Consider the following 23832-nt stretch of genomic DNA (forward strand, 5'->3'; position numbering starts at 1 on the left):
TCCAATATCCAGGCCGAGCAAGTCCAGGATGTCCATGAGAGGTCTCCTCAAGTAAGTGAGAACCCCGGTAAGTTTAGATTTAGCGGGGTTCCCGTACTGGGCTGACCATCTCATTAGGGTGGCAGCTATGCGCGGGCTGGAAAACCGAGGCAAGAGCAAAACCCGGCAGACCCGAAGGTCTCCCACGCACAGCCGCCATAACAAGTGCTAACGGGCAAAAAAGCGCCGCAGTATGTCATGAAGTCCGGCATCTATCTCTTGAACCTCGGGTTTCCAGGCCCGGTCGCTGATTCGTCAGCGACGCCCAAAGCCTACCCATCTCGCGTCCCACCCGACAACCGACAGAACGCGTCGGAAACATCCTAGGACACCACGCTTTTTGTAGGAGCGAGCCTGCTCGCGAAAAACGTGAGAACACTGCGGGGTGTCAGGTTTACAGCGTTATCGTTCACGACCATCGCCGGCAAGCCGGTCTCGCTCCCACAGTGTTCTGTCGTCAGTTTGCCAATCGCGCCCCACCCAGGCTCCCGCTCAACTCATACGCAGCCAGTTCCGCCTGATGCGCTGCCAATATCTCCGGCAACGACCCGCGCAGATATTCGACCCAGGTTTTGATCTTCGCATCCAGATACTGCCGCGACGGATAGATCGCATACAGATTCAGTTCCTGCGAGCGGTAGTTCGGCATCACCCGCACCAGCGTGCCGTTACGCAAGCCTTCGATCGCTGCATACACCGGCAACACGCCGACGCCCATGCCGCTGATGATCGCGGTTTTCATCGCATCGGCGGAGTTCACCAGAAACGGCGAGCTGTTGATGGTGACCATTTCCTGGCCTTCCGGACCGTCGAAATTCCATTTCTCCAGCGGAATCACCGGGCTCACCAGGCGCAGGCACGCGTGGTTCAGCAAATCGCTGGGCTTGTGTGCGCAGCCGTTGGCTTTCACGTAGGCGGGCGAGGCGCAAACGATGCTGTAGGTGATGCCCAGGCGCTGGGAAACGAAGCCCGAGTCCGGCAGTTCGCTGGCAAGGACGATGGACACGTCGTAGCCCTCGTCGAGCAAGTCCGGCACACGGTTGGCCATGGTCAGGTCGAAGGTCACGTCGGGATGGGTCTTGCGGTAGCGGGCGATGGCGTCGATCACGAAGTGCTGACCGATACCGGTCATGGTGTGCACTTTGAGTTGCCCGGCCGGGCGCGCGTGGGCATCGCTGGCCTCGGCTTCAGCCTCTTCGACGTAAGCCAGGATTTGCTCGCAGCGCAACAGATAACGCTTGCCGGCCTCGGTCAGGGCGATGCGACGAGTGGTGCGGTTGAGCAGGCGGGTTTGCAGGTGGGCTTCCAGGTTGGAGACCGCGCGCGAGACGTTGGCTGTGGTGGTATCGAGTTGCACGGCGGCGGCGGTGAAGCTGCCGGCCTCGGCCACGTAGCTGAAGGCGCGCATGTTTTGCAAAGTGTCCATGGGGTGCTCTCGGGTGCGATGGCAAATTGTGACACGAAGTTTCAGAGTCTGAGACCCCGACCAAGGGATTATCGCGTTAACGGTAACAAAGATTCACAGGAATCCCAGCTTATCGCCATCAAACCCGCCCCCTAGAATTGGTCGCCCTTGTAGGAGCCGGCTTGCTGGCGATGGCATCACCGCGGTTTTCCTGACCCACCGAGGCGATGCCATCGCCAGCAAGCCGGCTCCTACAGGAATCTGGTACCTCCCCCTATTTCAGGAATTTTCAGCAGTGCCGCGTCGCATCAGCAGAGCGCTTCAGACGCTCAGTGTTTTGGCTTTAACCCTGGCAATCAGCGGCTGCATCGGAACCGCAGGTATTGCCCCGCAGGGCAAGGCACTGGAGGCCAATTCACTGGCCACCGACGACGCCATCCAGAGCGCCGCGCAGGACGCTCACTGGCCCACTGCGCAATGGTGGCAGGCTTACGGCGACCCGCAACTGAACCGATGGATCGACCTCGCCCTGCAAGGCAGCCCGACCATGGCCATGGCGGCGGCGCGGGTGCGTCAGGCCAAGTCCATGGCGGGCATTGCCGAGTCTGCCGAGTCGCTGCAGATCAATGGCGGGTCCACCCTCAAGCGCCACAACTGGCCCACCGATCAGTTCTACGGGCCGGGTGAGCTGGCCAACGCGACGACGTGGGACAACAACGCCGCGCTGGGCTTCAGCTACGCCCTCGACCTCTGGGGCCGTGAAAGCAACGCCACCGAGCGCGCCGTCGACATGGCGCACATGAGCGCCGCCGAAGCGCGTCTGGCCCAGCTCGAACTGCAGAACAACATCGTTCGCGCCTACATCGAACTGTCGCTGCATTACGCGCAACGGGACATCGTCGCCGCGACCCTGCAACAACAGCAGCAAATTCTCGACCTCGCGCAGAAACGCCTGAGCGGCGGCATCGGCACCCACTTCGAAGTCAGCCAGGCCGAAACGCCGTTGCCGGAAACCCACCGCCAGCTCGATGCGCTCGACGAAGAAATCGCCCTCAGCCGCAACCAGCTTGCCGCACTCGCAGGCAAAGGCCCGGGCGACAGCGCGCAGTTGCAGCGACCCACATTGGCATTGGGCGCAGCGCTGAAACTGCCATCGTCGTTGCCGGCGCAATTGCTCGGCCAGCGTCCCGACGTGGTCGCCAGCCGCTGGCAAGTGGCGGCTCAGGCGCGGGGCATCGATGTGGCACACGCGGGTTTCTACCCCAACGTCGATCTGGTCGGCAGCCTCGGCTACATGGCCACCGGCGGCGGTGCGCTGGAGTTTTTGACCGGCAAGAAACTCAACTACAGCGTCGGCCCGGCGATCACGTTGCCGATCTTCGACGGTGGCCGGTTGCGCGCCGAGTTGGGGGAAGCCTCGGCCGGTTATGACATCGCCGTGGCCAAGTACAACCAGACGCTGGTCAATGCGCTGAAAAACATCTCCGACCAGTTGATCCGCCGCGAATCCATGGACAAGCAGCAAACCTTCGCCGCCGAATCCGTGGCCACCGCGCAGAAGACTTACGACATCGCGATGATCGCTTATCAACGCGGGCTCACCGATTACCTCAACGTGCTCAATGCCCAGACCTTGCTGTTCAAACAGCAGCAGGTTCAGCAACAGGTTCAGGCTGCGCGGCTGAGTGCTCACGCCGAATTGGTGACGGCGCTCGGTGGCGGGCTTGGTGCGGGTAACGATGTACCCAAAGACAGCCAGACCGCTGCACCGAAAACCCCGGTTCTTTTGCGTTGAACACAAAACCTGTAGGAGTGAGCCTGCTCGCGATGGCGACGTCACATTCAACATTGATGTCGCCTGACACACCGCTATCGCGAGCAGGCTCACTCCTACAGGTCCCCGGTCAGACTGAATTAAGCAGGATTTCATGACTCCCTTGCCCGCACCGCTGCGCTGGCTGTATTCCCTTGAATGGCGCCGGGGTTTCTTTGACTGGGCACGCAGCGACGGCGTGACCTGGGTCTACATTTTCAAGGTGTTGTTCGCCGCGTTCCTGACCCTGTGGCTGGCCATGCGTCTGGAATTGCCGCAACCGCGCACTGCGATGATCACCGTGTTCATCGTCATGCAGCCGCAAAGCGGCCAGGTGTTCGCCAAGAGTTTCTACCGCTTTCTCGGCACGCTGATCGGGTCGGCGGTGATGGTCGCGCTGATTGCCTTGTTCGCACAGAACACCGAGTTGTTCCTCGGTTCGCTGGCGATCTGGGTCGGCATCTGCTCGGCCGGTGCGGCGCGTTCTCGCAACTTCCGCGCCTACGGTTTTGTGCTGGCCGGGTACACCGCCGCGATGGTCGGCTTGCCGGCCCTGGCGCACCCGGAGGGCGCGTTCATGGCGGCGGTCTGGCGCGTGCTGGAAATCTCGTTGGGGATTCTCTGCGCCACGCTGGTCAGCGCAGCGATCCTGCCGCAAACCGCCAGCGCGGCGATGCGCAACGCCTTGTATCAGCGCTTCGGTGTGTTCGCCTTGTTCGTCACCGATGGCTTGCGCGGTCGCAGCAAACGGGACGCTTTTGAAGCGAGCAACGTGCGCTTCATCGCCGAGGCAGTCGGCCTGGAAGGGCTGCGCAGCGTCACCGTGTTCGAAGACCCGCACATGCGTCGGCGCAACGGTCGGCTCAGTCGCTTGAACAGCGAGTTCATGGGCATCACCACCCGGTTCAATGCCCTGCACCAACTGCTCGAACGCTTGCGCAGCAGTGACGCCGATCATGTGGTCGCGGCAATCAAGCCGGGCTTGCAGGACCTCGCGGAAGTGCTCGACGGTTTCAGTGGCCGCGCGTTGACCAGCCCTGACGCCGCACGTTTGGTGATTGCGCTGAGCGCCTACAAGGAAGCGCTGCCGGCGCGTGTTCGCAGCCTGCGTGCGACGTTTCAGGAGACCGAGCCGAGCGACGCCGAGCAGCTCGATTTTCATACCGCGTATGAGTTGCTCTATCGCTTCGTCGACGACCTGCACGGTTATGCACAGACCCACGCGTCCCTGGCTGATCACAGTCATGAACGGGAGCAGTGGGACGAGCCGTTCACCCCGCAAACCAACTGGATGGCGTCCGCTGCTTCGGGGATTCGCGCGGCGTTCATTCTCGTGGTGCTGGGCAGTTACTGGGTGGCAACCGCGTGGCCGAGTGGCGCGATGATGACGTTGATTGCCGCCGCCACCGTGGGCCTTTCAGCGGCGACGCCGAACCCGAAACGCATGGCGTTCCAGATGGCCTGCGGCACATTCCTCGGGGCGCTGATCGGTTTCGTCGAGATGTTTTTCATCTTCCCGTGGATCGATGGTTTTCCGTTGCTGTGCGTGATGCTCGCGCCAGTGATTGTGCTCGGTTCGTTCCTGACCTCGCGCCCGCAATACGCCGGTGTCGGCCTCGGTTTGCTGATCTTTTTCAGCACCGGTTCGGTGCCGGACAACCTCACCATCTACAACCCTTACACCTTCATCAACGACTACATCGCCATGGTGCTCGGCATGCTGGTGTGCGCCGCCGCCGGCGCGATCATCCTGCCGCCGAACAGTCGCTGGTTATGGCGCCGGCTGGAGCAGGATCTGCGCGGGCAAGTGGTGTATGCGATCAGCGGCAAACTGAAGGGCCTGGCGTCGAGTTTCGAAAGCCGTACGCGGGATTTGCTGCATCAGGCCTACGGCCTCGCTGCCGGTCAGCCGCAGGTGCAACGGGACTTGCTGCGCTGGATGTTCGTGGTGCTGGAAGTCGGTCACGCGATCATCGAGTTGCGCAAGGAACAGGCAATTCTGCCGGTGCATCCGGCGTACGCCGAATCGCAGCCGTGGCGCCAGGCCATCCGCGTGATGGGCCGTTCGCTGGTGCGGCTGTTTCTGCAACCGGGCCAGAGCAATCTGCAGCGCTGCCTGATCGCGGTCGACCATGCGATCAGCCGCGTGCAAGCCACCGACGAGCCCTTCGCGCCGCACTTCGACACCTCGGCGTTGCGCCGGGTGAAGAGCTATCTGCATTTCATCCGCACCTCATTACTCGACCCGCAATCACCGCTTGCCGCCTACGCAATGACCACGCCCCAAGGACTTGAACATGCCTCGTGAAATCGCCTTCCACGGCGTGTACATGCCGACCATGACGCTGATGTTTTTCATCGCCGCGGTGCTGGCCTGGGCGCTGGACAGGTTCCTGTCCGGGTTCGACCTGTACCGTTTTTTCTGGCACCCGGCGCTGCTGCGCCTGAGCTTGTTTACCTGTCTGTTCGGCGCACTGGCGCTGACTGTCTACCGTTGACTCTCTATCACTGAAGAAGGCCCTGATGAAAAAGCTTTTCAGCCTGCTCGCCACTCTGCTGGTGCTGGCCCTCGCGCTATGGATCGGCCGGACCCTCTGGGTGCATTACATGAACACGCCGTGGACCCGCGACGGCCGGGTGCGCGCCGACATCATCAACGTCGCCGCTGACGTCACCGGTGAAGTGGTGGAGGTGCCGGTGCGCGACAACCAACAGGTGAAGAAGGGCGATCTGCTGATGCGCATCGACCCCGAGCACTACCGCATCGCGGTCAAACAGGCGCAGGCACTGGTGGCTTCACGCAAGTCGACGTGGGAGATGCGCAAGGTCAACGCCCATCGCCGCGCCGACATGGATGCCTTGGTGATCTCCAAGGAAAACCGCGACGACGCCAGCAATATCGCAGACTCGGCCCTCGCCGATTACCAGCACGCGCAAGCGCAACTGGAAGCCGCCGAACTGAACCTCAAACGCACCGAAGTGCGCGCGGCGGTGGACGGTTACGTGACCAACCTCAACGTGCATCCCGGCGACTACGCACGCATCGGCGAAGCGAAAATGGCCGTGGTCGATATGAACTCGTTCTGGGTCTACGGCTTCTTCGAAGAAACCAAACTGCCGCACGTGCGCGTGGGCGATAAGGCCGACATGCAACTGATGAGCGGCGAAGTGCTCAAGGGGCATGTGGAGAGTATTTCTCGCGGGATCTACGACCGCGATAACCCGGAAAGCCGCGAGCTGATTGCGGACGTGAACCCGACGTTCAACTGGGTGCGCCTGGCACAGCGGGTGCCTGTGCGGATTCACATTGATGAAGTGCCGGAAGGGGTGTTGTTGGCGGCGGGGATTACGTGCACGGTGGTGGTTAACCAATAGTCAGACCGAGTTGCCTGCATCGCCAGCAAGCCGGCTCCTACAAATAGGTGTCGTACACACATTTTTGTGTTCGGCGCAAACCTGTAGGAGCCGGCTTGCTGGCGATTCAGGCGCCTCGGTCTTACAGGTCACTCCTTGCAAAACGTCTCATGCAAATGCCGCCAAACCACCTTTCCACTGGCCTGCTTCTCAAACACCACCGTCGAACGCCGGTCCGTCTGCTGGCCGGTCGCATCGGTCTGCTGCTCGCGATAACTCACGGTTGCGCCGTTGTCGGACAGCGCAATGCCACGCAACTCGCTGAGCTCAATCCTGAACCCGAGCTTCTTCCCGCCCGCCATCCGGAACAACTCGCCAAGCGCGTCGAAATCCAGCACCCGGCCCAACGGCGAGACCATGGAAAACTGCGCTGAAAAACGGGCGAGCAATTGTTCAAGCTCGGTGACGTTTCGTTCTTCGGCCAGCCATTGCTCGATGGCGACGTGGGCCTGGATCACTTCGTCAAAGTATTCGGTGTAGTCGGTCATGTTACTTCCTGAAAATTTTGCAGAGTCTGTTCTGACGCTTTCGCGGGCAAGCCTCGCTCCTACAGGTCAAGCACCGCTCTCTGTAGGAGCGAGCGGTGCGGCGACCCGACTTGCCCGCGAAGAACGATAACTCGGTCTCAAAGCTGCCCGCGCAACCCGAACCGCTTCATCAACCCCGACTCCAGCAACCCTTTGGGCAGCAACCCCGCCAACAACGGCAACGCCCGGCTGCCATTGCCCAAACGAATCAGGCGCGGTGGTTTGTCCTGCTGCACAGCCTTGAGCAAACCGGCGGCAAACTCACTGGCCGGCGTCGGGTTGTCCTGGGACGCCTTGGCCCGCGCACGAATGCCTTCGCGCAGCGGAAACCACGGTGACTGTTCGCTGATCAACTGCTCCGCCTCGGCCCCGGCATTCTTGGCAAAACTGGACGCGATGGCGCCCGGTTGCACCTCCATCACCCGTACGCCAAACGGCGCCAGTTCCATGCGCAACGCATCGCTCAAGGCGTGCACTGCGGCTTTCGAGGCGCAGTAAGCACCGGCAAATGGCGTGACCAGGACCCCGGAAACGCTGCCGATATTCACCACTATCCCTTTGGCCCGGCGCAGCACCGGGAAGAGCGCGCGCGTCACACCGACAATCGCAAACACATTGGTTTCGAACTGCCGCTGCATGGCCGGCACACCGCCGTCCAGCAGCGGCCCCATGGCGCCATAACCGGCGTTGTTGATCAGAACATCGAGGCCGCCATGTTGCTGGTTGATCTGCCCGGCCAACGCTTCAAGTGCCACCCCATCGTTGACGTCCAGTTGCACGGCGGTGAAACCGGCCGCCGTCAACGCGGCAACGTCCTCAGCCTTGCGGGCGCTGGCCCAGACTTTATAACCGGCACCTTTAAAGGCATCCGCCAGAGCGCGGCCAATGCCGCTGGAACAACCGGTAATCAACGCAACGGGCATGGCGCGGTCCTTGTGCAAAGGGAAGAGTGGGGATCAGTCGGAGAAACTACCCTGCAAACGCTCGGCGCGAAACTCCAGGGTTTGCGGGCGATAACCGGGACGCAGCGGCGGCATGGGCAGGCAATCTTCCCAGTTCGCCCCGGCTTGCAGTTCGCCTGGGCCGCGATAACGCGGTGCGGCGTATTGATTGTCGGCGAGGTTGACCGTATCGCCCGGCGCGTAGGCAGCGACGCGCCAGCGCAGTTCGGTCAGCGGCACGTCGTTGCCGTTGTTCATTTTCAATAGCAACGGGCGATCCGCCGGGCAGTGCTCCGGCGCGTAAGTGATGCGCAACTCAAGGCGCGCCAATTGCTTGACCTCGCGATTGTCCAGCCAGACCACCCAGGTGGCCACCAGCCCCAGTCCGATGGCGGCCGCCACCGAAACGGGCAGGGCCTTGGACGGGTAGCGCAGCAACAGGATCAGCCAGGTGATGACCAACAGGACGCCGATGAACATGTCGCACAACCTCGCAGGAGAGAGGCTCATCCTACCTAAGGGCGGGTGTGCTTGGCGATGGGTGTGGTGAGGGCGACCGTTTGTCGAACCTGTAATTTGTGACAGTAGCCATGCATTGGTTTTCAGCATTAGCTGGTGCAAATCGACATGAAGACGCCTGATGCAGCCTCAGCTGGCTTTCCTGCACCGCGACACCCCAAGCATGACGGTCGTTGAATCGCGGGGGCTGGCCGTGCGTTCGGTGGATTATTACCGCGCCGCGCAGGGTGAAGTCGCCGAAGCTCGGGTCAACCGCACGGTTCATGACCCGGCGGGGCGGGCGATTGCGCAGTGGGATCCGCGGTTGTTCCTGGAGACTTCTGCACCGGCCAACCTCAGCAGCACCCTGTCACTGTCCGACATGGCGTTGAGTACCGTCAGTGTCGATGCCGGCTTGAGCGTGAATCTTTTCGGCGAGGCGGATCAACCGGTTCAATCCTGGGATGGCCGGGGTTCGCAACGCTGGATGCACTACGACGATCAGCTGCGTTTGACCGCGCTGTTCGAGCAAGCCGCGAGGGGCGAAGCCGTTTGCGCAGAGCGTCTGACTTATGCAACCAATGATCCGGCGTTCGCCGTTCGCAATCAGTGCGGCCGATTGATCCGGCATGACGACCGGGCAGGCACGCAGCTGTTCCCGACGTTTGGATTGACCGGCGGGTTGCTTGAGCAGACCCGGCACTTTCTGCGTACGTTGGAAATCCCCGATTGGCCCGTGCCCGTGGACGAGCGCGATACCTGGCTGGAACCGGGATCTGGCGCCACCACTCGCTCGCGCTTCAACCCGCTGGGCGAGACTGTTGAACAGACCGACGCCCAAGGCAACCGTCAGTTGTTCAGCCACACCGTCGCCGGCCAGTTGCGCGAGGTACGACTGCAACTGCGCAGCGACACCACGCCAAAAACGCTGGTCAGCGCCATCCAGTACAACGCCCATGGCCAGACCGAACGGGAAGTGGCGGGCAACGGCGTGATCACCACGCTCGAATACGCCGCGCAAGACGCTCGTCTGACCCGCTTGCACGCCAGGCGCGGCAACGACGTCCTGCAAGACGCCCATTATGAATACGACCCGACGGGCAACGTGCAGCGCATCGAAGACACCGCCGTACCGATTTGCTACTTCGCCAACCAGCGTATCGACCCGGTCTACCGATTTTTCTATGACAGCCTCAATCATTTGATTCGTGCGACGGGCTGGGAGGGCGGCGGCGCGAACAGAGGCCCACAGTTTTCAGCCTTCGACGATCCCGCACCACGGGGCAATTACTGCCAGAGCTATCACTACGATCGGGGCGGCAACTTGTTGGAACTTATCCACGAGGGGCCGCAAAACCATGGACATCGTCTGGTCGCCGCCCCCTTCAGCAACCGTTGCCTGCCAGTGATTGACGGCGTGGAACCCGGCGAAGAGGATTTTCGCCGGGGCTTCGACGCCAACGGCAATCTGCAGTGCCTGCAACCGGGACAAACCTTGAGTTGGGACCTGCGTAATCAGTTGTGCGAAGTGCGGCCGGTAGAAAGAGATGGCGCCCAAAATGACAGTGAGCGTTACATCTACGGAGCTGACGGCATGCGCGTGCGCAAAGTCCGCTCGACGCAAACCAATGCCCGTACGGTTTTGGTTGAAGTGCGTTATTTGCCAGGCCTGGAAGTACGCACCCACAGCGGCACCGGCGAAGTGCTGCACGTGATCAACGTCCAGGCCGGGCGCAGCAGCGTGCGGGTGTTGCACTGGGAAACGGCGCCGCCGAAGGACAGTGCCAATGATGAATACCGGTTCTGCCTGAATGATCATTTGGGGTCCTGCACCCTGGAACTCGACAGTGACGGCGAAGTGATCAGCCAGGAGCGGTATCACCCGTTTGGCACGACTGCCTGGTTTGCCGGGAGGGGGGAAGTTGAGGCGAGTCGCAAGACGGTTCGGTATTCGGGGAAAGAGCGGGATGCGACGGGGCTTTATTACTATGGGTTTCGGTATTACGTGGCGTGGTTGCAGCGGTGGTTGAGTCCGGATCCGGCGAAAGATATAGAAAGCTTGAACCTTTACGCGTTTGTAAGTAATAGCCCTGTTACGCGTTACGATAAGGAGGGGTTGGTAAGTTGGCCGTGGAGTCGTTCTACGCAGTCGATATCCTCATCTGTAGATATGGTGGTTGAGATTTTTAATCGCGATAAGGAAGGGCGTCTGCGAGTTATGCTAGATGCTGAGCGTGATAAATATGGTGATGTGCTTGTGCACTTGGCAGGCTTTGATAATGATACTTCGGCGTTAGATGAGTATGTTGAAGGTGGAAATGGCGTTTATGCTCAAATTAATAATGAACTTCGTTCAGGTCAAACCGCTGGAGATCCTGAGCTTTCAAGTTTAATTAAAGAGCTGAAGCAAGAGGTCGAGAATCTCCCCGAATACGAGGGAGAGGTTTATCGTGCTACACGGACACCTCCCGGAGTTTATGGGAAACTCATAAAACAGGGTGATGCAGTAATGGACATGGCGTATATGTCGACCAGCGCGATACCTCATCATGCGATAGATTGGCTTGAGACCTGGGTTGATGAAAACAATAACAATGAAAAAAATGAACGGGTGTTATTCGTGTTCGACAAAAGCACGACGAAAAAAGTCGCTTCTGCGGGTATGCTAACTGATCACGTTTTGATTAAGCCTAATACTGTGTTTAAAGTAAAAGACGTGCGCCATGTTGAATCGGCTCAGTACGGAAATGTAACTGTGGTAGGGCTTAAGCCGGCGAATGATCCGAGCGTTAAAGACATAAAGGATATTTTTTCGGGAGATGTTTTGCTGCCGGCGACTAATGCTAGTGTTACTAATGGTTTACGGAGTGTTTTTAGCAGGTGGTTAAAAAAATGAGGTTGTTGTGTTTATCCTGAGTAGTTCTCCGTTATGACACTTTTACAGTAGCCAGTTATGAGTTTTTAGCTTTAGCTGATCGTCATTCTTCGAGATGAATTGTCATGGATGCTCAAGTAACGGCCATGCACCGCCATACCCCAAAGTTGATTGCCATCGATTCCCGCAGTCTGGCCGTTCGCTCGGTGGATTACTACCGTGCCGCAGAGGAGGCGGTCCCCGAAGCTCAGGTCAATCGTACGGTTCATGACCCCGCTGGGCGGGCGATTGCGCAGCGGGATTCGCGGTTGTCCCAGACGGCTTCGGCGCCGGCCAATCTGGTTACGACTCATGGCCTCTCCGGCACCGCCTTGTGCACCCTCAGTGTCGATGCCGGGCTGCGCTTGAGCCTGTTCGGCGAGGCGGGGCAACCGGTTCAATCCTGGGATGGCCGGGGTTCGAAACGTTGGATGCACTACGACAATCAACTGCGATTGACGGCATTGTTCGAACAAACGTTAGAGGGCGCAACGGTTTGCGCGGAGCGTCTGACTTATGCCGCGAACGATCCCGTTTCCGCCGATCACAACCAAAGCGGCCAACTGATCAGCCACACAGACCTTGCCGGTGTTCTGCTGTTCAACGACTACGGATTGACCGCCGCGCTACTCGAGCAAGAGCGACGTCTCGCCGACATCGCACAGTCTTTTTCAACGCATTCACGCTTCAACCCACCGGGAGACCTGCTCTCCCGAACCGATGCCCAAGGCAACGAGCAACGCTTCAGCCAGACTGTGGACGGTCAGTTGCGCGCCGTGGGTTTGCGCCTGAGCAACACGACTCAACACCTGCCAATGGTCAGCGCCATCACCTACAACGCCCACGGCCAGGTCGAAAGGGAAGTCGCCGGCAACGGCGTGATCACCACCCTCGAGTACGCCGCCGAGGACGGGCGTCTGCAACGGCTGCTGTCCCGGCTCGGCCAGAACCAGCCATTGCAGGATCTGCGTTACACCTTCGACCCGGTCGGCAATGTGCTGAGCATCGAAGACGCCGCGCTGCCGATCCGCTACTTCGCCAATCAGCGTATCGAACCAGTCTGCCATTTTTGGTACGACACGCTTTACCGATTGATCGCGGCCACAGGCTGGGAGGCCGGCTCGGTCAGGCACGGCCCGTCGTCGGCAATGACGGCGGACCCCGCCATGCCCGGCAACTACCGCCAGACCTACCGTTATGACGCCGGCCACAACCTGCTTGAACTGACCCACACCGGCCCGCAAAACCCCGGCCATCGTCTGGTCGCCGATGCTCACAGCAACCGCTGCCTGCCGGTGTGCGATGGCATCGAGCCGACTGAACAAGACTTCCGTGACAGTTTCGATGCCAACGGCAACCTGCTGAAGCTGCAGCCGGGGCAAACGTTGCGCTGGGATGGGCGCAATCAATTGTGTGAAGTCTGCCCGGTGGCGCGTGATACCGAAAACGACAGCGAGCACTACGTTTACGGAGCCGACGGCATGCGCGTGCGCAAAGTCCGCTCACTGCAAACCAATGCCCAAACGAAAATCATCGAAACCCTGTATTTGCCCGGCCTGGAAGTCCGCACCCACAGCGGCACCGGTGAAGTGCTGCACGTGATCAACGTCCAGGCCGGGCGCAGCAACGTGCGGGTGTTGCACTGGGACGCGGGAAGACCGACCGAGATCAGCAACAACCAGCAGCGCTACAGCCTGACGGACCGGCAGGGGTCAAGCACGCTGGAACTGGATCAGGACGCCAACGTCATCACCCAGGAAAGGTTTTACCCGTTTGGCGGCACGTCATGGTGGAACGGCACGACGGTGCAGGTCAGCTACAAAACGGTGCGCTACTCGGGCAAGGAACGGGACGCGACGGGGCTTTATTACTATGGCTTCAGGTATTACGTGCCTTGGTTACAGCGTTGGTTGAATCCAGATCCTGCGGGCGCGATTGATGGATTGAATTTCTATGCCATGGTTCGAAACAATCCAATGGTGTTGCGAGACTACAACGGTTTGGCAGGAGACGAATTATTCAACGCATCTTTCCATGAGCTTGACCTTTCAACCCAAGGCTGGAAACAGCATTTGCTTGACACTCAACTGTTGAATCTCCTGTTGCAGCGCTATGACAAGACGAAGGGAGGCTACGAAGAAACCCATGATTATCGCGTTTCCGAAGTGGGTGATCCGGAGTACGCCTTGACTGGACAGGAAATCGTTGAGGCATTGGAGAGCTACCGGAAGACGTACCTGGACCTGGCAAATCGTGCATCCACTGATAGAAAGTCGGAGTTGGGCCGGTCGATGATAGAACTTTCAAATCAAGCAGGGCGGATGCGTGATTTCGTTAAGGGCATTGATGGATCAGATGCTTCGGCAGCAGCGAACAAGCCTCGCTTCTTTGCATTGATGAAAGCAAAGCCGGAAAACGGAAAGCGAGAAATCCTGGCCATTCAGAAAATATCGATAAGTCAGCGCACCGCTGGTGAAGACAGGGCGTTTGTCAGTGGCGTTATTCAGAACCCTCTCATTCGACCCGAAGTGAGGGGCGGTTTTAGTGATCTGCCTGGAAGAGAGACGATACCTGTACTGAGGCGGGTGCGAACCTTCGTCACTGTTCGGAGTTTGAACCAGGTGGGCAAAAATACGAACCTGAAATATGTGCTGTTTGGCTCAACAAATAATAGAGACTTGGACGTGGCGAAAAGACTCAAGGCAAAATTGAAGTCCGAGCCTACCCACCTGCTACTTCCGGGGTTGAACCAGCAACGTCGATGATTTCCATAAAAAAAGCCCCCACCCAACCCACTGCGGATAGGGAACGCAGTGACCTGGACGGGGGCTTCTTTTTACCGATGACTTACTGCGCGATGGTTTTCACCGAAACCCCACGCTCAATCGGCGTCGACCGACCATAGATATCTTCAAACCGCTCGATATCGTCCTCACCCAGATAGCTGCCCGATTGCACTTCGATAATCTCAAGTGGAATCTTGCCCGGGTTGCGCAAACGGTGAACCGAAGCGATCGGAATGTAGGTCGACTGGTTCTCGCACAGCAGGAACACGTTCTCGTCGCAGGTCACTTCAGCGGTGCCGCTGACCACGATCCAGTGTTCGGCGCGGTGGTGGTGCATTTGCAGTGACAGGCACGCGCCCGGTTTGACCGAGATGTGCTTGACCTGGAAGCGGCCGCCCATGTCCACCGAGTCGTAGGAACCCCACGGACGATAGACTTCGCAGTGGTTCTGGGTTTCGCTGCGGCCCTGTTCGTTGAGGGTGTTGACCATCTGTTTCACGCCTTGGACCGAGTCCTTGTGCGCGATCATCATGGCGTCCTTGGTTTCGACGACCACGATGTTTTCCAGGCCGATCACCGACACCAGTTTGCCGTTGCCGTGGATCATGCAATTTTTGCTGTCCTGAATGACCACGTCGCCTTTGGTGACGTTACCGTTGATGTCCTTGTCATTTACTTCCCACAGCGACGCCCAGCAACCGACATCGCTCCAGCCGGCGGTCAGCGGTACAACGCAGGCACGCTGGGTTTTTTCCATGACCGAGTAATCGATGGAGTTGTCCGGGCAGCAGGCGAAAGTGGCTTCGTCGATGGTGACGGTGTCGGCGTCCTGTTGGCTGCGTTCCAGGGTCAGCAGGCAGGTGTCGTAGATGTCCGGGTCGTGCTTTTTCAGCTCTTCGAGGAAGCGGCTGGCACGGAACAGGAACATGCCGCTGTTCCAGAAGTAGCCGCCGGACTGGACGAACTCGGTGGCGCGTTTCACGTCCGGTTTTTCAACGAAGTGCGAGACGCGGCTGACGCCTTCCGGCAGCAGCGAGTCGTTGGTCGACTTGATGTAGCCGTAACCGGTTTCCGGTTTGGTGGCCGGGACGCCGAACAGCACCATTTCGCCGTTTTCGGCGGCGACAGTGGCCAGGGCCAGGGCGCGTTGCAGGGCTTTCTGGTCTTCCAGTACGTGGTCGGCCGGCAGCACCAGCATCAGTTCGTCACGACCTTCGTTGACCAGCATCATCGCGGTCAGGGCCACGGCCGGCGCGGTGTTGCGGCCGAACGGTTCCATCAGGATGCGCTGGGTTTCCAGCTTACGGTTGCTCAGTTGCTCGTTGACGATGAAGCGGTGGTCTTTGTTGCAGACCACGATCGGGGTGTCCATGCCTTCGAACACCAGGCGTTCTAGGGTTTGCTGGAACAGCGTGTGCTCGCCGGTCAGGGCCAGGAATTGTTTAGGGAACTGCTTACGGGAAAGCGGCCAAAGACGTGAGCCACTACCACCTGACAAGATCACCGGAATCATGTTGTTACTCCTTGAAAATCGTATGGGTCAGAGCTACTGCGTTCTGTCGTTTCACTCTTGTTTTTGTTTCGTGTCCCGACTGACATCTCGGTCCCTTGTAGGAGCATGGCTTGCCAGCGAAGGCGGTCTCGAGGGCCTCTTCGCCGGCAAGCCGTGCTCCTACAGGGCACGGGTCAACCGGGCAAATGTATTAGCGCGTCGAAACCGGGCGTTTTACCCAGACTGGCGACAGGCTGCTGCCGTTGCCGGTGACGTACAGCACCGCCGCTTCACCGCGTTCCAGGGCAACCGGTTTCACGTCGCCCACTTTCGTGGCGCCATCGTATAGCGCCAGGCTGACTTTGACCGGGTTGATTTCACGCTCGCCACGGCCCTTGGCGGCCACGGACGGGACGACTTCGGTCTTGCCGTCGGCGGTTTTCAGGGTCAGGGCCTTGTCGCTCAGGTTCTGCACGCGAACCAGGGATTTCTGCTTGTTCTTGAACGGCGGCTCTTCGATCAGTTGCGGCGCGCCGCTGGCGTTGTTGACCAGGGTGTAATAGTGATCGCCGGCCAGTTTCACCGGCAGGGTCTGGCTGCCGACCTTGGCGCTGTAGTCGCCGCCCGGCATGAAGCTGAAGTCAGTGCTGGACAGCGGCGCGACTTCGCTCAGGTTGGTACTGCCGACGGTGGCGCTGACTTCAGCGTTACCGGCGTTGTAGACCCGTACGAAAGTCGAGCCTTTAGGCGCGGTCGGACCGTACAGGGCCGAATCGCCGGCGGCGAAGGCGTTCATGGAAAGGACGCTGAAGGTCGCGGCCAAAGCAAAGGTCTTGGCGAGACGACGAGGAGTAGTAGTGAAAGTCATGGTAGTACCTCTCTCTTTCAGTTTTGCGCCCGGTCGGGCGTCTCGGATTTAGTGTTTGCAGCTACGTTTTGTTGGCGGGCACCGGCTTCTTTGAGCGCTGCGACCCACTGCGGGTCGGCGTCGCCAATTTCGTTGTTCACAGGCAGATAACGTTCAGGAAACTCCCAGATCAGCACCTGTGGCGGGCTGTTCTTGAAGGCATCGCTTTTCAGGTAGCTGAGCATCGGCAGAATCGGGCCGTGGCCGTCTTCGGCGTAATTGACCACGTCGCTGTTCAGCGCCTCTTTCAGCGCGCCGACGAAGTTCCAGTTCGGGTTGGCGCTGTAGCTGGTGCCGATCAGGGCCACCGGCACTTCGGTGTTGGCGAACAGCGCGTCATCACCGCCAGCCTGATCGTCGGCCACCACGGTGTTGCGCTTCTGCAGCGGCTCGGTCGCCGGCATCAGGTTTTCGAACAGCGGGTCGAGCGGCAGGAACAAACGCAGGTCACCCTTGTGGGTCACTTTCTCTGCCGGCTCGGTGACGAAGCGTTGAGGCTCGCCGCTGAGCGGGGTTTTCTCGGCAATGGTTTTGGCCAGGGTCTGGGCGGCGATTTGCGCGCCTTCCGGGGTCCAGTGGGTGTCGGTGCGCAGGAACACTTGCTGACCGTCGAGCTTGGCCTTCAGCAGGGGGCCGTACAGGTCGGGTGCGAGGATCTTGTTGGCCGCCAGACGAGCGTGGAAGTCCTCATAAAGATTGGCGTGAATGCTCGAAGGCTTCACTTCGCCCAGGTGTTCCGGATACAGGCGAGTCTTGGCCGGCACGATCGCCATCACCAGTTTCACGCCTTTCTCTTTCAGTTCCTGGCGCACGCCTTCGACCAGCGCGTAGTTGCCTTGCAGGTTCAACTCTTCGTTGACGATCGGGTTGAATTCTTCATCGCTGTACAACCACTGATCGCGACCAAGCACGACGCCCGGACGACCTTCGTTGAACAGTTTGAAATCCAGCGCGGCCCAGAGGTTGGTGCCCAGGCGTTTGATCGGGAACTCGTCGTCGTAGTGCGTTTCGACAGCCTTGGCCCAGCGGCCATTGAGCACCGTCGCATCGGCGTTGGTGCTGAAGCCGAAGAAGCTGCGCGTCGACCACAGGCCCAGGACCAGCAAGGTCACCATAAACAGGCTGATATAGAAGATGCGTAATGAGCGGGTCATGGTCAGATCCCTCAGAACTGGAAGTAAAGGAACGGCGAGAAGCTTTGCGCCGAGAGTTTGAAAATCGAGGCGATGAACAGCACCAGTACCAGCGTGCGCATCACGTAACGCGACCAGTCCGCCGTCCAGTAAGCCGGTTGCACGGTGGCTTCGACGCCCACGGTGTAACCTGGTTCGTGGATGCTGGACGGGTTGTCGCCCGGTACGGCTTTGATCATTCCTGGTGTCGCACCGGCAGGGCCATCCGCCTCGACGTTGACCGCAGGTTTGGTCTTGACCGGTGGCTGGTTGCTGTAGAAATCACGAATGCCGAAGAACGCCAGGGTTGCGTACGCCACCACCAGAGTCGCCACTTGCAGACCGGTGAGGTTGGCCTCGTTGAGTTCCGACAGCGACCATTCGCCGAAGCTGAACATCGCGCCGTACATGCGGCCGGCGACGTGCAGGTTTTCGGCGCGGAAGATCACCCAGCCCATCACTACCAGCAGGAAGGTCAGCGCCCAGCGGATCGGGTTGATGCTGCGCGGCGAAGTGTTCAGGCCCAGGGCTTTTTCAATTGCCAGCCACATGCCGTGCCACGCACCCCACACGATGTAGGTGATGTTCGCGCCGTGCCACAGACCACCGAGCAGCATGGTCAGGAACAGGTTGCGATAGGTCATCAGCGTGCCTTTGCGGTTACCGCCCAGCGTGATGTACAGGTAGTCACGCAGCCAGGTGGACAGGCTGATGTGCCAGCGACGCCAGAACTCGGTGATCGACTGGCTGATGTACGGCTGCTTGAAGTTTTCCATGAAGCGGAAACCCATCATCAAGCCCAGGCCGATGGCCATGTCGCTGTAACCGGAGAAGTCGAAATACAACTGCGCGGTGTACGCCAGCGCGCCGAGCCAGGCATCGCCCGTGGTCGGGTTCTGCAAGGCGAAGCAATGGTCGGCTACCACCGCGAGGGTGTCGGCGATGAAGACCTTCTTGATGAAACCCTGCATAAACCGCGTGCAGCCCTCGGAGAACTTGTCGAGGGTGTGGGTGCGGTTGTTGAACTGGTCGGCGAGGTCGCGGAAACGCAATACCGGGCCGGCAATCAGGTGCGGGAAGATCGCCACGAACGCCGCAAAGTCGATCAGGTTGCGTGTTGCCGGGGTGTCACCACGGTAGACGTCGATGATGTAGCTGATGGACTCGAAGATGTAGAACGAGATCCCGATCGGCAACAGCACGTGGGTCAGGATGAACGGCGACAGACCGACCGACGTCATCATCGCGTTGATGCTGTCGACACCGAAGTTGGCGTACTTGAAGTAGCCGAGAATGCACAGGTCGACGGCCACGCCGAGCAGCAGCCAGCGCTGGGCCGGTTTGGTCCGAACGCCTGCGGCGCCGACTTTCAGGCCGATCCAGTAGTTCCACAGCGTGACGGCGGCGAACAGCGCCAGGAAGTCCACGCGCCACCAGGCATAGAACACATAGCTGGCGATCAGCAGCAGCAGGTTGCGATAGCGTATTCCGCTCAAGTAGTACATGCCGAGAAAGATCGGCAGGAACAAAAACAGGAACACGTTGGATGAAAATACCATCCCGGTCTCTCCATGTTTAACCAACAGTCAAGGGCCGCAGCCCCCCCAAACCCCCCACGAAAAAACGGGGGGCAAAACACTCAAGACACCGATCCAATGTGGGAGCCAGCCTGCTGGCGATTCAGGCAGCGCGATGTATCAGTTGAACCGCGTTGATCCCATCGCGAGCAGGCTCGCTCCCACAGGGGATTGGCGTTTGGCTCTAGGAACCTTTGCCTTTCTCGTTCGCCGGGTCGTAGACCTTGGTCAGGTCACCCCCGAGGCGGAAGGTCTTGAACGGCTGCATCTCGTGCTTTTTCTCAAGCACATCCGGCGAGCAGGTGTAGAGCGTGCAGAACGGTTCGAGCCAGGCGAATTTCGAGTCGACCTTGAGGTCGGTCATGTCCTGTTCCTTGCCGTTCTTGTTCTCGAATTCGTCCGGGTCTTTGACTCCGGCGAGCACCCGATCACCCAAACGTTTCAACGCGCCGTTGTTTTCCTGACGCAGATCCACACCGTTGACCTGAGCGAAACTGGCGATCATCGCCAGCGGTGGCAGGGCGTAGTTGTGATAGGCGAGGGCGCGTTGCTGGCGCTTGAGTTCGTTGGGCAAGAAGCCTTGGGCGTCGACCTGATTGACGCCGACCTTGTATTCCTTCACGGCCCAGTCGAACAGGTCGCGGCGGTTGGTGGCGACGGATGTTGCCATCACCGACCAGGCGGCCCAGTACGAGTGATTGTTGGTTTTTTCCAGCGGCAGATTGTCCCAATCGCTGACCACCTGATCGGCCATTTTGCTGAACCAGGCTTCAATCAACTGCGACTCTTGCTGATGGTTCGCCAACGGATGCGAGTCGGAGAATTTCAGGCGGATGTACGAAGACGCCATGCTGCCCAACGCCCATTTGCGCATCGATTTGCCGGTGTGGTTGAAGTCTTTGGACATCAACGCATCGGCCTTGGCCCAGGCGGTCAACCAGTTCAGCGTGCATTCAAGCTGTTCCGGGCGACCGTCACGCATGAACTGCATCACGCGCTTGCTGGTGCCGCGCTCGATCTTGGTGATGTCGGCGGTGGTATCGCGGAAGGCTTTTTCCGATGCCTCGTTCAGGGTCGAACGGGCCTTGTCGGAACCTTCGTATTTGCTGCGAAATTGCAGCGCGCCGGTGTACGGCGTCGGCATCGCGTCACAGCCTTCTTTGCTGTCGCCGGTTTTGACTTTTTCAATCGGCGCGAAGTAACCCTGTGGCGGACGCAACGGCGCGGCGGCCTGGGTGGCGCCGGCGAACATGGCCAGCGTCAGCAGGGAGGGCGCGAGTAGCTTTTTCAAAGTTCGGGTTTGCATGATTGCCTCATTGCCCGACCGAAGCAGTACGCTGCTCGGCACTCGGGAACACGTTGCGTTTGCAGATTTTCGCTTCGACTTTCTGCTGCGCGGCACCTGCTTCAGGACCCTGGATTTCGACGGCCAGCAGATTCTGCGAGGCCCAGTCTTCGTCCGTGCGCAACTCAAAGGCGAAACGCCCGTCGGTGTCGGAGGTTTCCGGTTTTTCGATCTTGATGTCCTCGTGGCGACCGTTCATGTACCAGAGGGTGGCTTGCAGGGTTTTCACCGACGGATCGGCGAAACGGATGTCGACCTGGTGACTGCTGTTTTGCAGATTCAGGTTCTTGCTGTTGACCATCAATTCGTTCTTGCCCGGTTTCAACGTGGTGCTGCCGGACATCTGTGCATCCTTGCCTTCGCAACCGTTGTCCAGCAGCGCCATCATCTGGCGGTAGATGGTTTCCTGGTCGAGGCGGTAGAGCGGCGAGAATTCCCAGATCAGAATCTTCGGCGGCTTGGTCTGGAACTCTTCGCTGCCCAGGTACTGCAGCATCGAACCTTCCAGGCCACCGCCGGGGAACGCCACGTTGAGGATGTCGGCGCCGATGGCCTCTTCGAGGAAACCGGCGAAGTTGTAGTTCTTGCCACTGTGGCTGGTGCCGACCAAGGTGATTTCCGGGTTGCCGGAATCACTGAACAGATCGCCATCCGCCGCTTCGCCCTTTGGCTCGGTGGTGAATTGATCCATGTACTGGATCGCGTAGCTGGTGCCACAGAGTTGACCGGCCATGTTGTGTAACGTTCCGGTCTTGCCCATGCGACCCGACTTGTGGCTCTCGAATTCACGCTTGGGAATGCCGGCAAACTCAGGCAGTTGCTTGATTTTCTCGCCGACGATTTTTGCCGTGCGCTGGGCGCCATACGGCGTCCAGTGCTGGTCGCCACGGAAGTAGAAGTCGTGGGCGGGCAGGGTGTCGGGCAGCGATTCGTTGGTCAGCGGCGACAGGTCCGGCACCACGTAACCCATGGCGGCAAAGCGGCCGAGCATGGTCTTGTAGTTCCTCAGCGCCTTGTCGAAATCGAACCTGGCCTTGTCTTCCGGGTTGAGCTTGTTGCGGTTCACCAGGCCACGAGTGGGTTGGTAAACAATCACCAGTTCCACGCCTTTGCTCTTGAACGCATCGTGCAGTTCTTTCATGCGTTTGTAGCCGGCGGGGGTGGTGTCGAATTCGGTGCGCAAGTCTTCTTGCGTACGGAACAACCAGTCACCCTGAGCCTGCACCAGCGTGGTGAAGTTCTGCTGATACCGCGTGGTGTAGTTCTTCGCGTCGTGGGCTTCGGGGCACAGGTTGCAGCACGGTTCGGCGCTGAATGTCGGCGCCTTGGCTTCATCTGCACGAACGCCGCCGCTGGCCGCAAGAATGCCGGCGGTCAGGGCCGACAGGCTGAGTAATTTGATCAAGTGTGGGTGCATAAAATTATCCTCAGTCCCGCATTTCGGTCTGGCGTTCGACAGGGTCGATCAGCACGGCTTTCTGCTGGCGTACCAGCAGGTCGAGAATTTCATCCTGACGCTCGCCGAGAATCCCGCTGAAGCTGATGCCGCTGGATTTGGTCGGGGCAAGCATGGACACGCGATACAGCTCGACGCTCAGCGGCGAGTCGATGGACAACGGACCACTGCCGTTGCCGGCCAGTTCACCGCCGACGACGATCAGCGACACCTGGGCGTCGAACGGGTCGAGCTTGATGTCCCGGTCGGTGTCGCTCAGGTCCTTGATGTGGCCATAGACGCCGGTCAGGCCGTTGGCCATGGACAGGTTTTCGTAGAGGCGAATGTTCACGCTGTTACGAATGCGAATGCCGTGGCGACGGTTGCTGATCACCTTGTTCGCCCACAGCAGGTTGTCGGCACTCTCGTAGAGGGTGATGCCGTCGGTGTGGTTCTTGTAGATCTCGTTGTAGGCGATGATGTTGTTGACGCTGTTCCGGTCGATCACCAGGCCCGACAACTTGTTGTCGTAGCTGCGGTTGTTGAAGATGAAGCTGTCGTTGACCTCACGGGAAATGATGATCCCGTGCTTCTTCTTGGTCCCGAAAACGGTGTTGTCGGCGATGATCAGGCCGTGCGAACGGTCATGCGGGTCGATGCCGTAGACGATGTTGTCTTTGTAGGTGTTGCCCTTGACCACGAAGTCGCGGGTTTCGTAGCAGTAGAAGCCGTACCACATGTCCGAGAACTCGGAGCCGATGATCCAGCCGGTCGGTTCAGGGCGCTTGAGTACCTTGGCCATGTTCGGCGTGTATTGGGAAATACTCACGCCGTAGGACTTACTGTTGGCGTAGCCGAAACTGGCCATCTTGCTGTTGGCGATGTAGGTCTGGGTGCCGCCCCAGGCCAGCAGGAACGGACGGAATTCCTTTGGTGACTTGAACGTCGCCGGGCCGTTGTCCTTCTCGCGCCAGCCAGTGATTTTGGTGTCGCGCACAAACAGCTGGCCGTCGTTGACCAGGAATGAACCGGCCTCTTGGGACAGGCGCAATTCCTGGGTCTGCTTGTCGATTTCGAGGATGCCTTTCTCACCGACCACAATCGGCAACTTCGCCAGGAACACGCCCGGCGAGGTTTCGCTGAAGTATTGCTTGGGCAGCTTCTTCGCCAGGTCCTTGAGGTTCATGTAGCCGTCGTCGATGAAGATCGCCTGCGGGATGCCGTGCTGACGCACCACCCACTCGGCCATCTTGTTATCGCCGCCGATGAAGTCCTTCAGCGCGTTCTCTTGCATCATCCGGCGCACGCTGATTTTGCCGGCCTTGGTGCGCACGATTTTCGCGGCGATGGCGTCGGCGGTGTAGCCGGCGGTGTCTGGCAGCGTCGGCTTTTCCAGTTCCAGCGGCGCGGTCGGGGCGCTGCTGACGGTGTAGGTCTTGGCCTGTTGCAGTTCCTTGGCCATGGTCACCGGCTTGGCTGGCTCCACATTGGCGAAGGCGGCCGAGCTTGCCAGCAGCATCGCGCCGGCCAGCAAGGTCAACGAGCCTCTCTTCGGACTGTTCATGTC

The 23832-nt window shown here is 59.5% G+C and carries 17 protein-coding genes; 6 read left to right on the top strand and 11 right to left on the bottom strand.

The window, feature by feature from the left end:
- Positions 1–496: 496 nt before the first annotated feature.
- Positions 497–1465, bottom strand: coding sequence for a LysR family transcriptional regulator (locus IB254_RS28770; protein WP_008025343.1), 969 nt, complete (start codon positions 1463–1465; stop codon positions 497–499).
- A gap of 274 nt (positions 1466–1739) precedes the next feature.
- Between IB254_RS28770 and IB254_RS28775 the strand changes: the two genes are divergently transcribed.
- The 4 genes from IB254_RS28775 to IB254_RS28790 all read left to right on the top strand — a co-directional run bounded on the left by IB254_RS28775 (position 1740) and on the right by IB254_RS28790 (position 6632).
- Positions 1740–3239 (top strand): efflux transporter outer membrane subunit, encoded by a 1500-nt coding sequence (locus IB254_RS28775; RefSeq protein ID WP_192420808.1) that lies wholly within the window; start codon positions 1740–1742, stop codon positions 3237–3239.
- Positions 3240–3372: 133 nt separating this feature from the next.
- Entirely contained in the window at positions 3373–5565 is a 2193-nt protein-coding gene (locus IB254_RS28780; RefSeq protein ID WP_192420810.1) for an FUSC family protein, read from the top strand.
- Entirely contained in the window at positions 5555–5755 is a 201-nt protein-coding gene (locus IB254_RS28785) for a DUF1656 domain-containing protein (protein WP_192420812.1), read from the top strand. The genes IB254_RS28780 and IB254_RS28785 overlap by 11 nt, the downstream gene beginning before the upstream one ends.
- A gap of 25 nt (positions 5756–5780) precedes the next feature.
- Positions 5781–6632 carry an HlyD family secretion protein gene (locus IB254_RS28790; protein ID WP_192420814.1) on the top strand — a complete coding sequence of 284 codons (852 nt, stop codon included), beginning with the start codon at positions 5781–5783 and terminating at the stop codon, positions 6630–6632.
- A 128-nt stretch (positions 6633–6760) separates the two neighbouring features.
- Here the strand turns inward: IB254_RS28790 and IB254_RS28795 are convergent, their stop codons facing one another.
- The 3 genes from IB254_RS28795 to IB254_RS28805 form a co-directional block, all read right to left on the bottom strand.
- Entirely contained in the window at positions 6761–7159 is a 399-nt protein-coding gene (locus tag IB254_RS28795) for a DUF4440 domain-containing protein (RefSeq protein WP_192420816.1), read from the bottom strand.
- Positions 7160–7296: 137 nt separating this feature from the next.
- Complete coding sequence (locus tag IB254_RS28800; RefSeq protein ID WP_192227776.1) at positions 7297–8121, bottom strand: SDR family oxidoreductase; 825 nt, start codon at positions 8119–8121, stop codon at positions 7297–7299.
- Between the two features lie 33 nt (positions 8122–8154).
- Positions 8155–8619: a hypothetical protein gene (locus IB254_RS28805; protein ID WP_008044486.1), complete on the bottom strand. Its 465-nt coding sequence runs from the start codon at positions 8617–8619 to the stop codon at positions 8155–8157.
- A gap of 160 nt (positions 8620–8779) precedes the next feature.
- Between IB254_RS28805 and IB254_RS28810 the strand changes: the two genes are divergently transcribed.
- Together IB254_RS28810 and IB254_RS28815 are read left to right on the top strand one after the other, a co-directional pair.
- A complete protein-coding gene (locus tag IB254_RS28810) occupies positions 8780–11533 on the top strand; it encodes an RHS repeat domain-containing protein (RefSeq protein WP_192420818.1) in 2754 nt (917 codons plus the stop codon).
- A 104-nt stretch (positions 11534–11637) separates the two neighbouring features.
- Complete coding sequence (locus IB254_RS28815) at positions 11638–14316, top strand: RHS repeat domain-containing protein (protein WP_192420820.1); 2679 nt, start codon at positions 11638–11640, stop codon at positions 14314–14316.
- Positions 14317–14398: 82 nt separating this feature from the next.
- Here the strand turns inward: IB254_RS28815 and IB254_RS28820 are convergent, their stop codons facing one another.
- From IB254_RS28820 to algG, 7 genes are all read right to left on the bottom strand, one after another.
- A complete protein-coding gene (locus IB254_RS28820; RefSeq protein ID WP_008044490.1) occupies positions 14399–15850 on the bottom strand; it encodes a mannose-1-phosphate guanylyltransferase/mannose-6-phosphate isomerase in 1452 nt (483 codons plus the stop codon).
- A 190-nt stretch (positions 15851–16040) separates the two neighbouring features.
- Positions 16041–16697: an alginate O-acetyltransferase AlgF gene (locus tag IB254_RS28825; protein WP_192420822.1), complete on the bottom strand. Its 657-nt coding sequence runs from the start codon at positions 16695–16697 to the stop codon at positions 16041–16043.
- A 17-nt stretch (positions 16698–16714) separates the two neighbouring features.
- Entirely contained in the window at positions 16715–17890 is a 1176-nt protein-coding gene (locus tag IB254_RS28830) for an alginate O-acetyltransferase (RefSeq protein WP_192420824.1), read from the bottom strand.
- Positions 17891–17901: 11 nt separating this feature from the next.
- A complete protein-coding gene (locus IB254_RS28835; RefSeq protein ID WP_192420826.1) occupies positions 17902–19467 on the bottom strand; it encodes an MBOAT family O-acyltransferase in 1566 nt (521 codons plus the stop codon).
- Between the two features lie 202 nt (positions 19468–19669).
- Positions 19670–20791, bottom strand: coding sequence for a mannuronate-specific alginate lyase (locus IB254_RS28840; protein ID WP_192420828.1), 1122 nt, complete (start codon positions 20789–20791; stop codon positions 19670–19672).
- A 7-nt stretch (positions 20792–20798) separates the two neighbouring features.
- Positions 20799–22247, bottom strand: a complete 1449-nt coding sequence (locus IB254_RS28845; protein ID WP_192227782.1) for an alginate O-acetyltransferase — start codon at positions 22245–22247, stop codon at positions 20799–20801.
- Positions 22248–22257: 10 nt separating this feature from the next.
- A complete protein-coding gene (algG, locus tag IB254_RS28850; protein ID WP_192420830.1) occupies positions 22258–23829 on the bottom strand; it encodes a mannuronan 5-epimerase AlgG in 1572 nt (523 codons plus the stop codon).
- Positions 23830–23832 lie beyond the last annotated feature (3 nt).

It is taken from the genome of Pseudomonas sp. PDM03 (assembly GCF_014852385.1).
In the GTDB taxonomy this organism is placed as follows: domain Bacteria; phylum Pseudomonadota; class Gammaproteobacteria; order Pseudomonadales; family Pseudomonadaceae; genus Aquipseudomonas; species Aquipseudomonas migulae.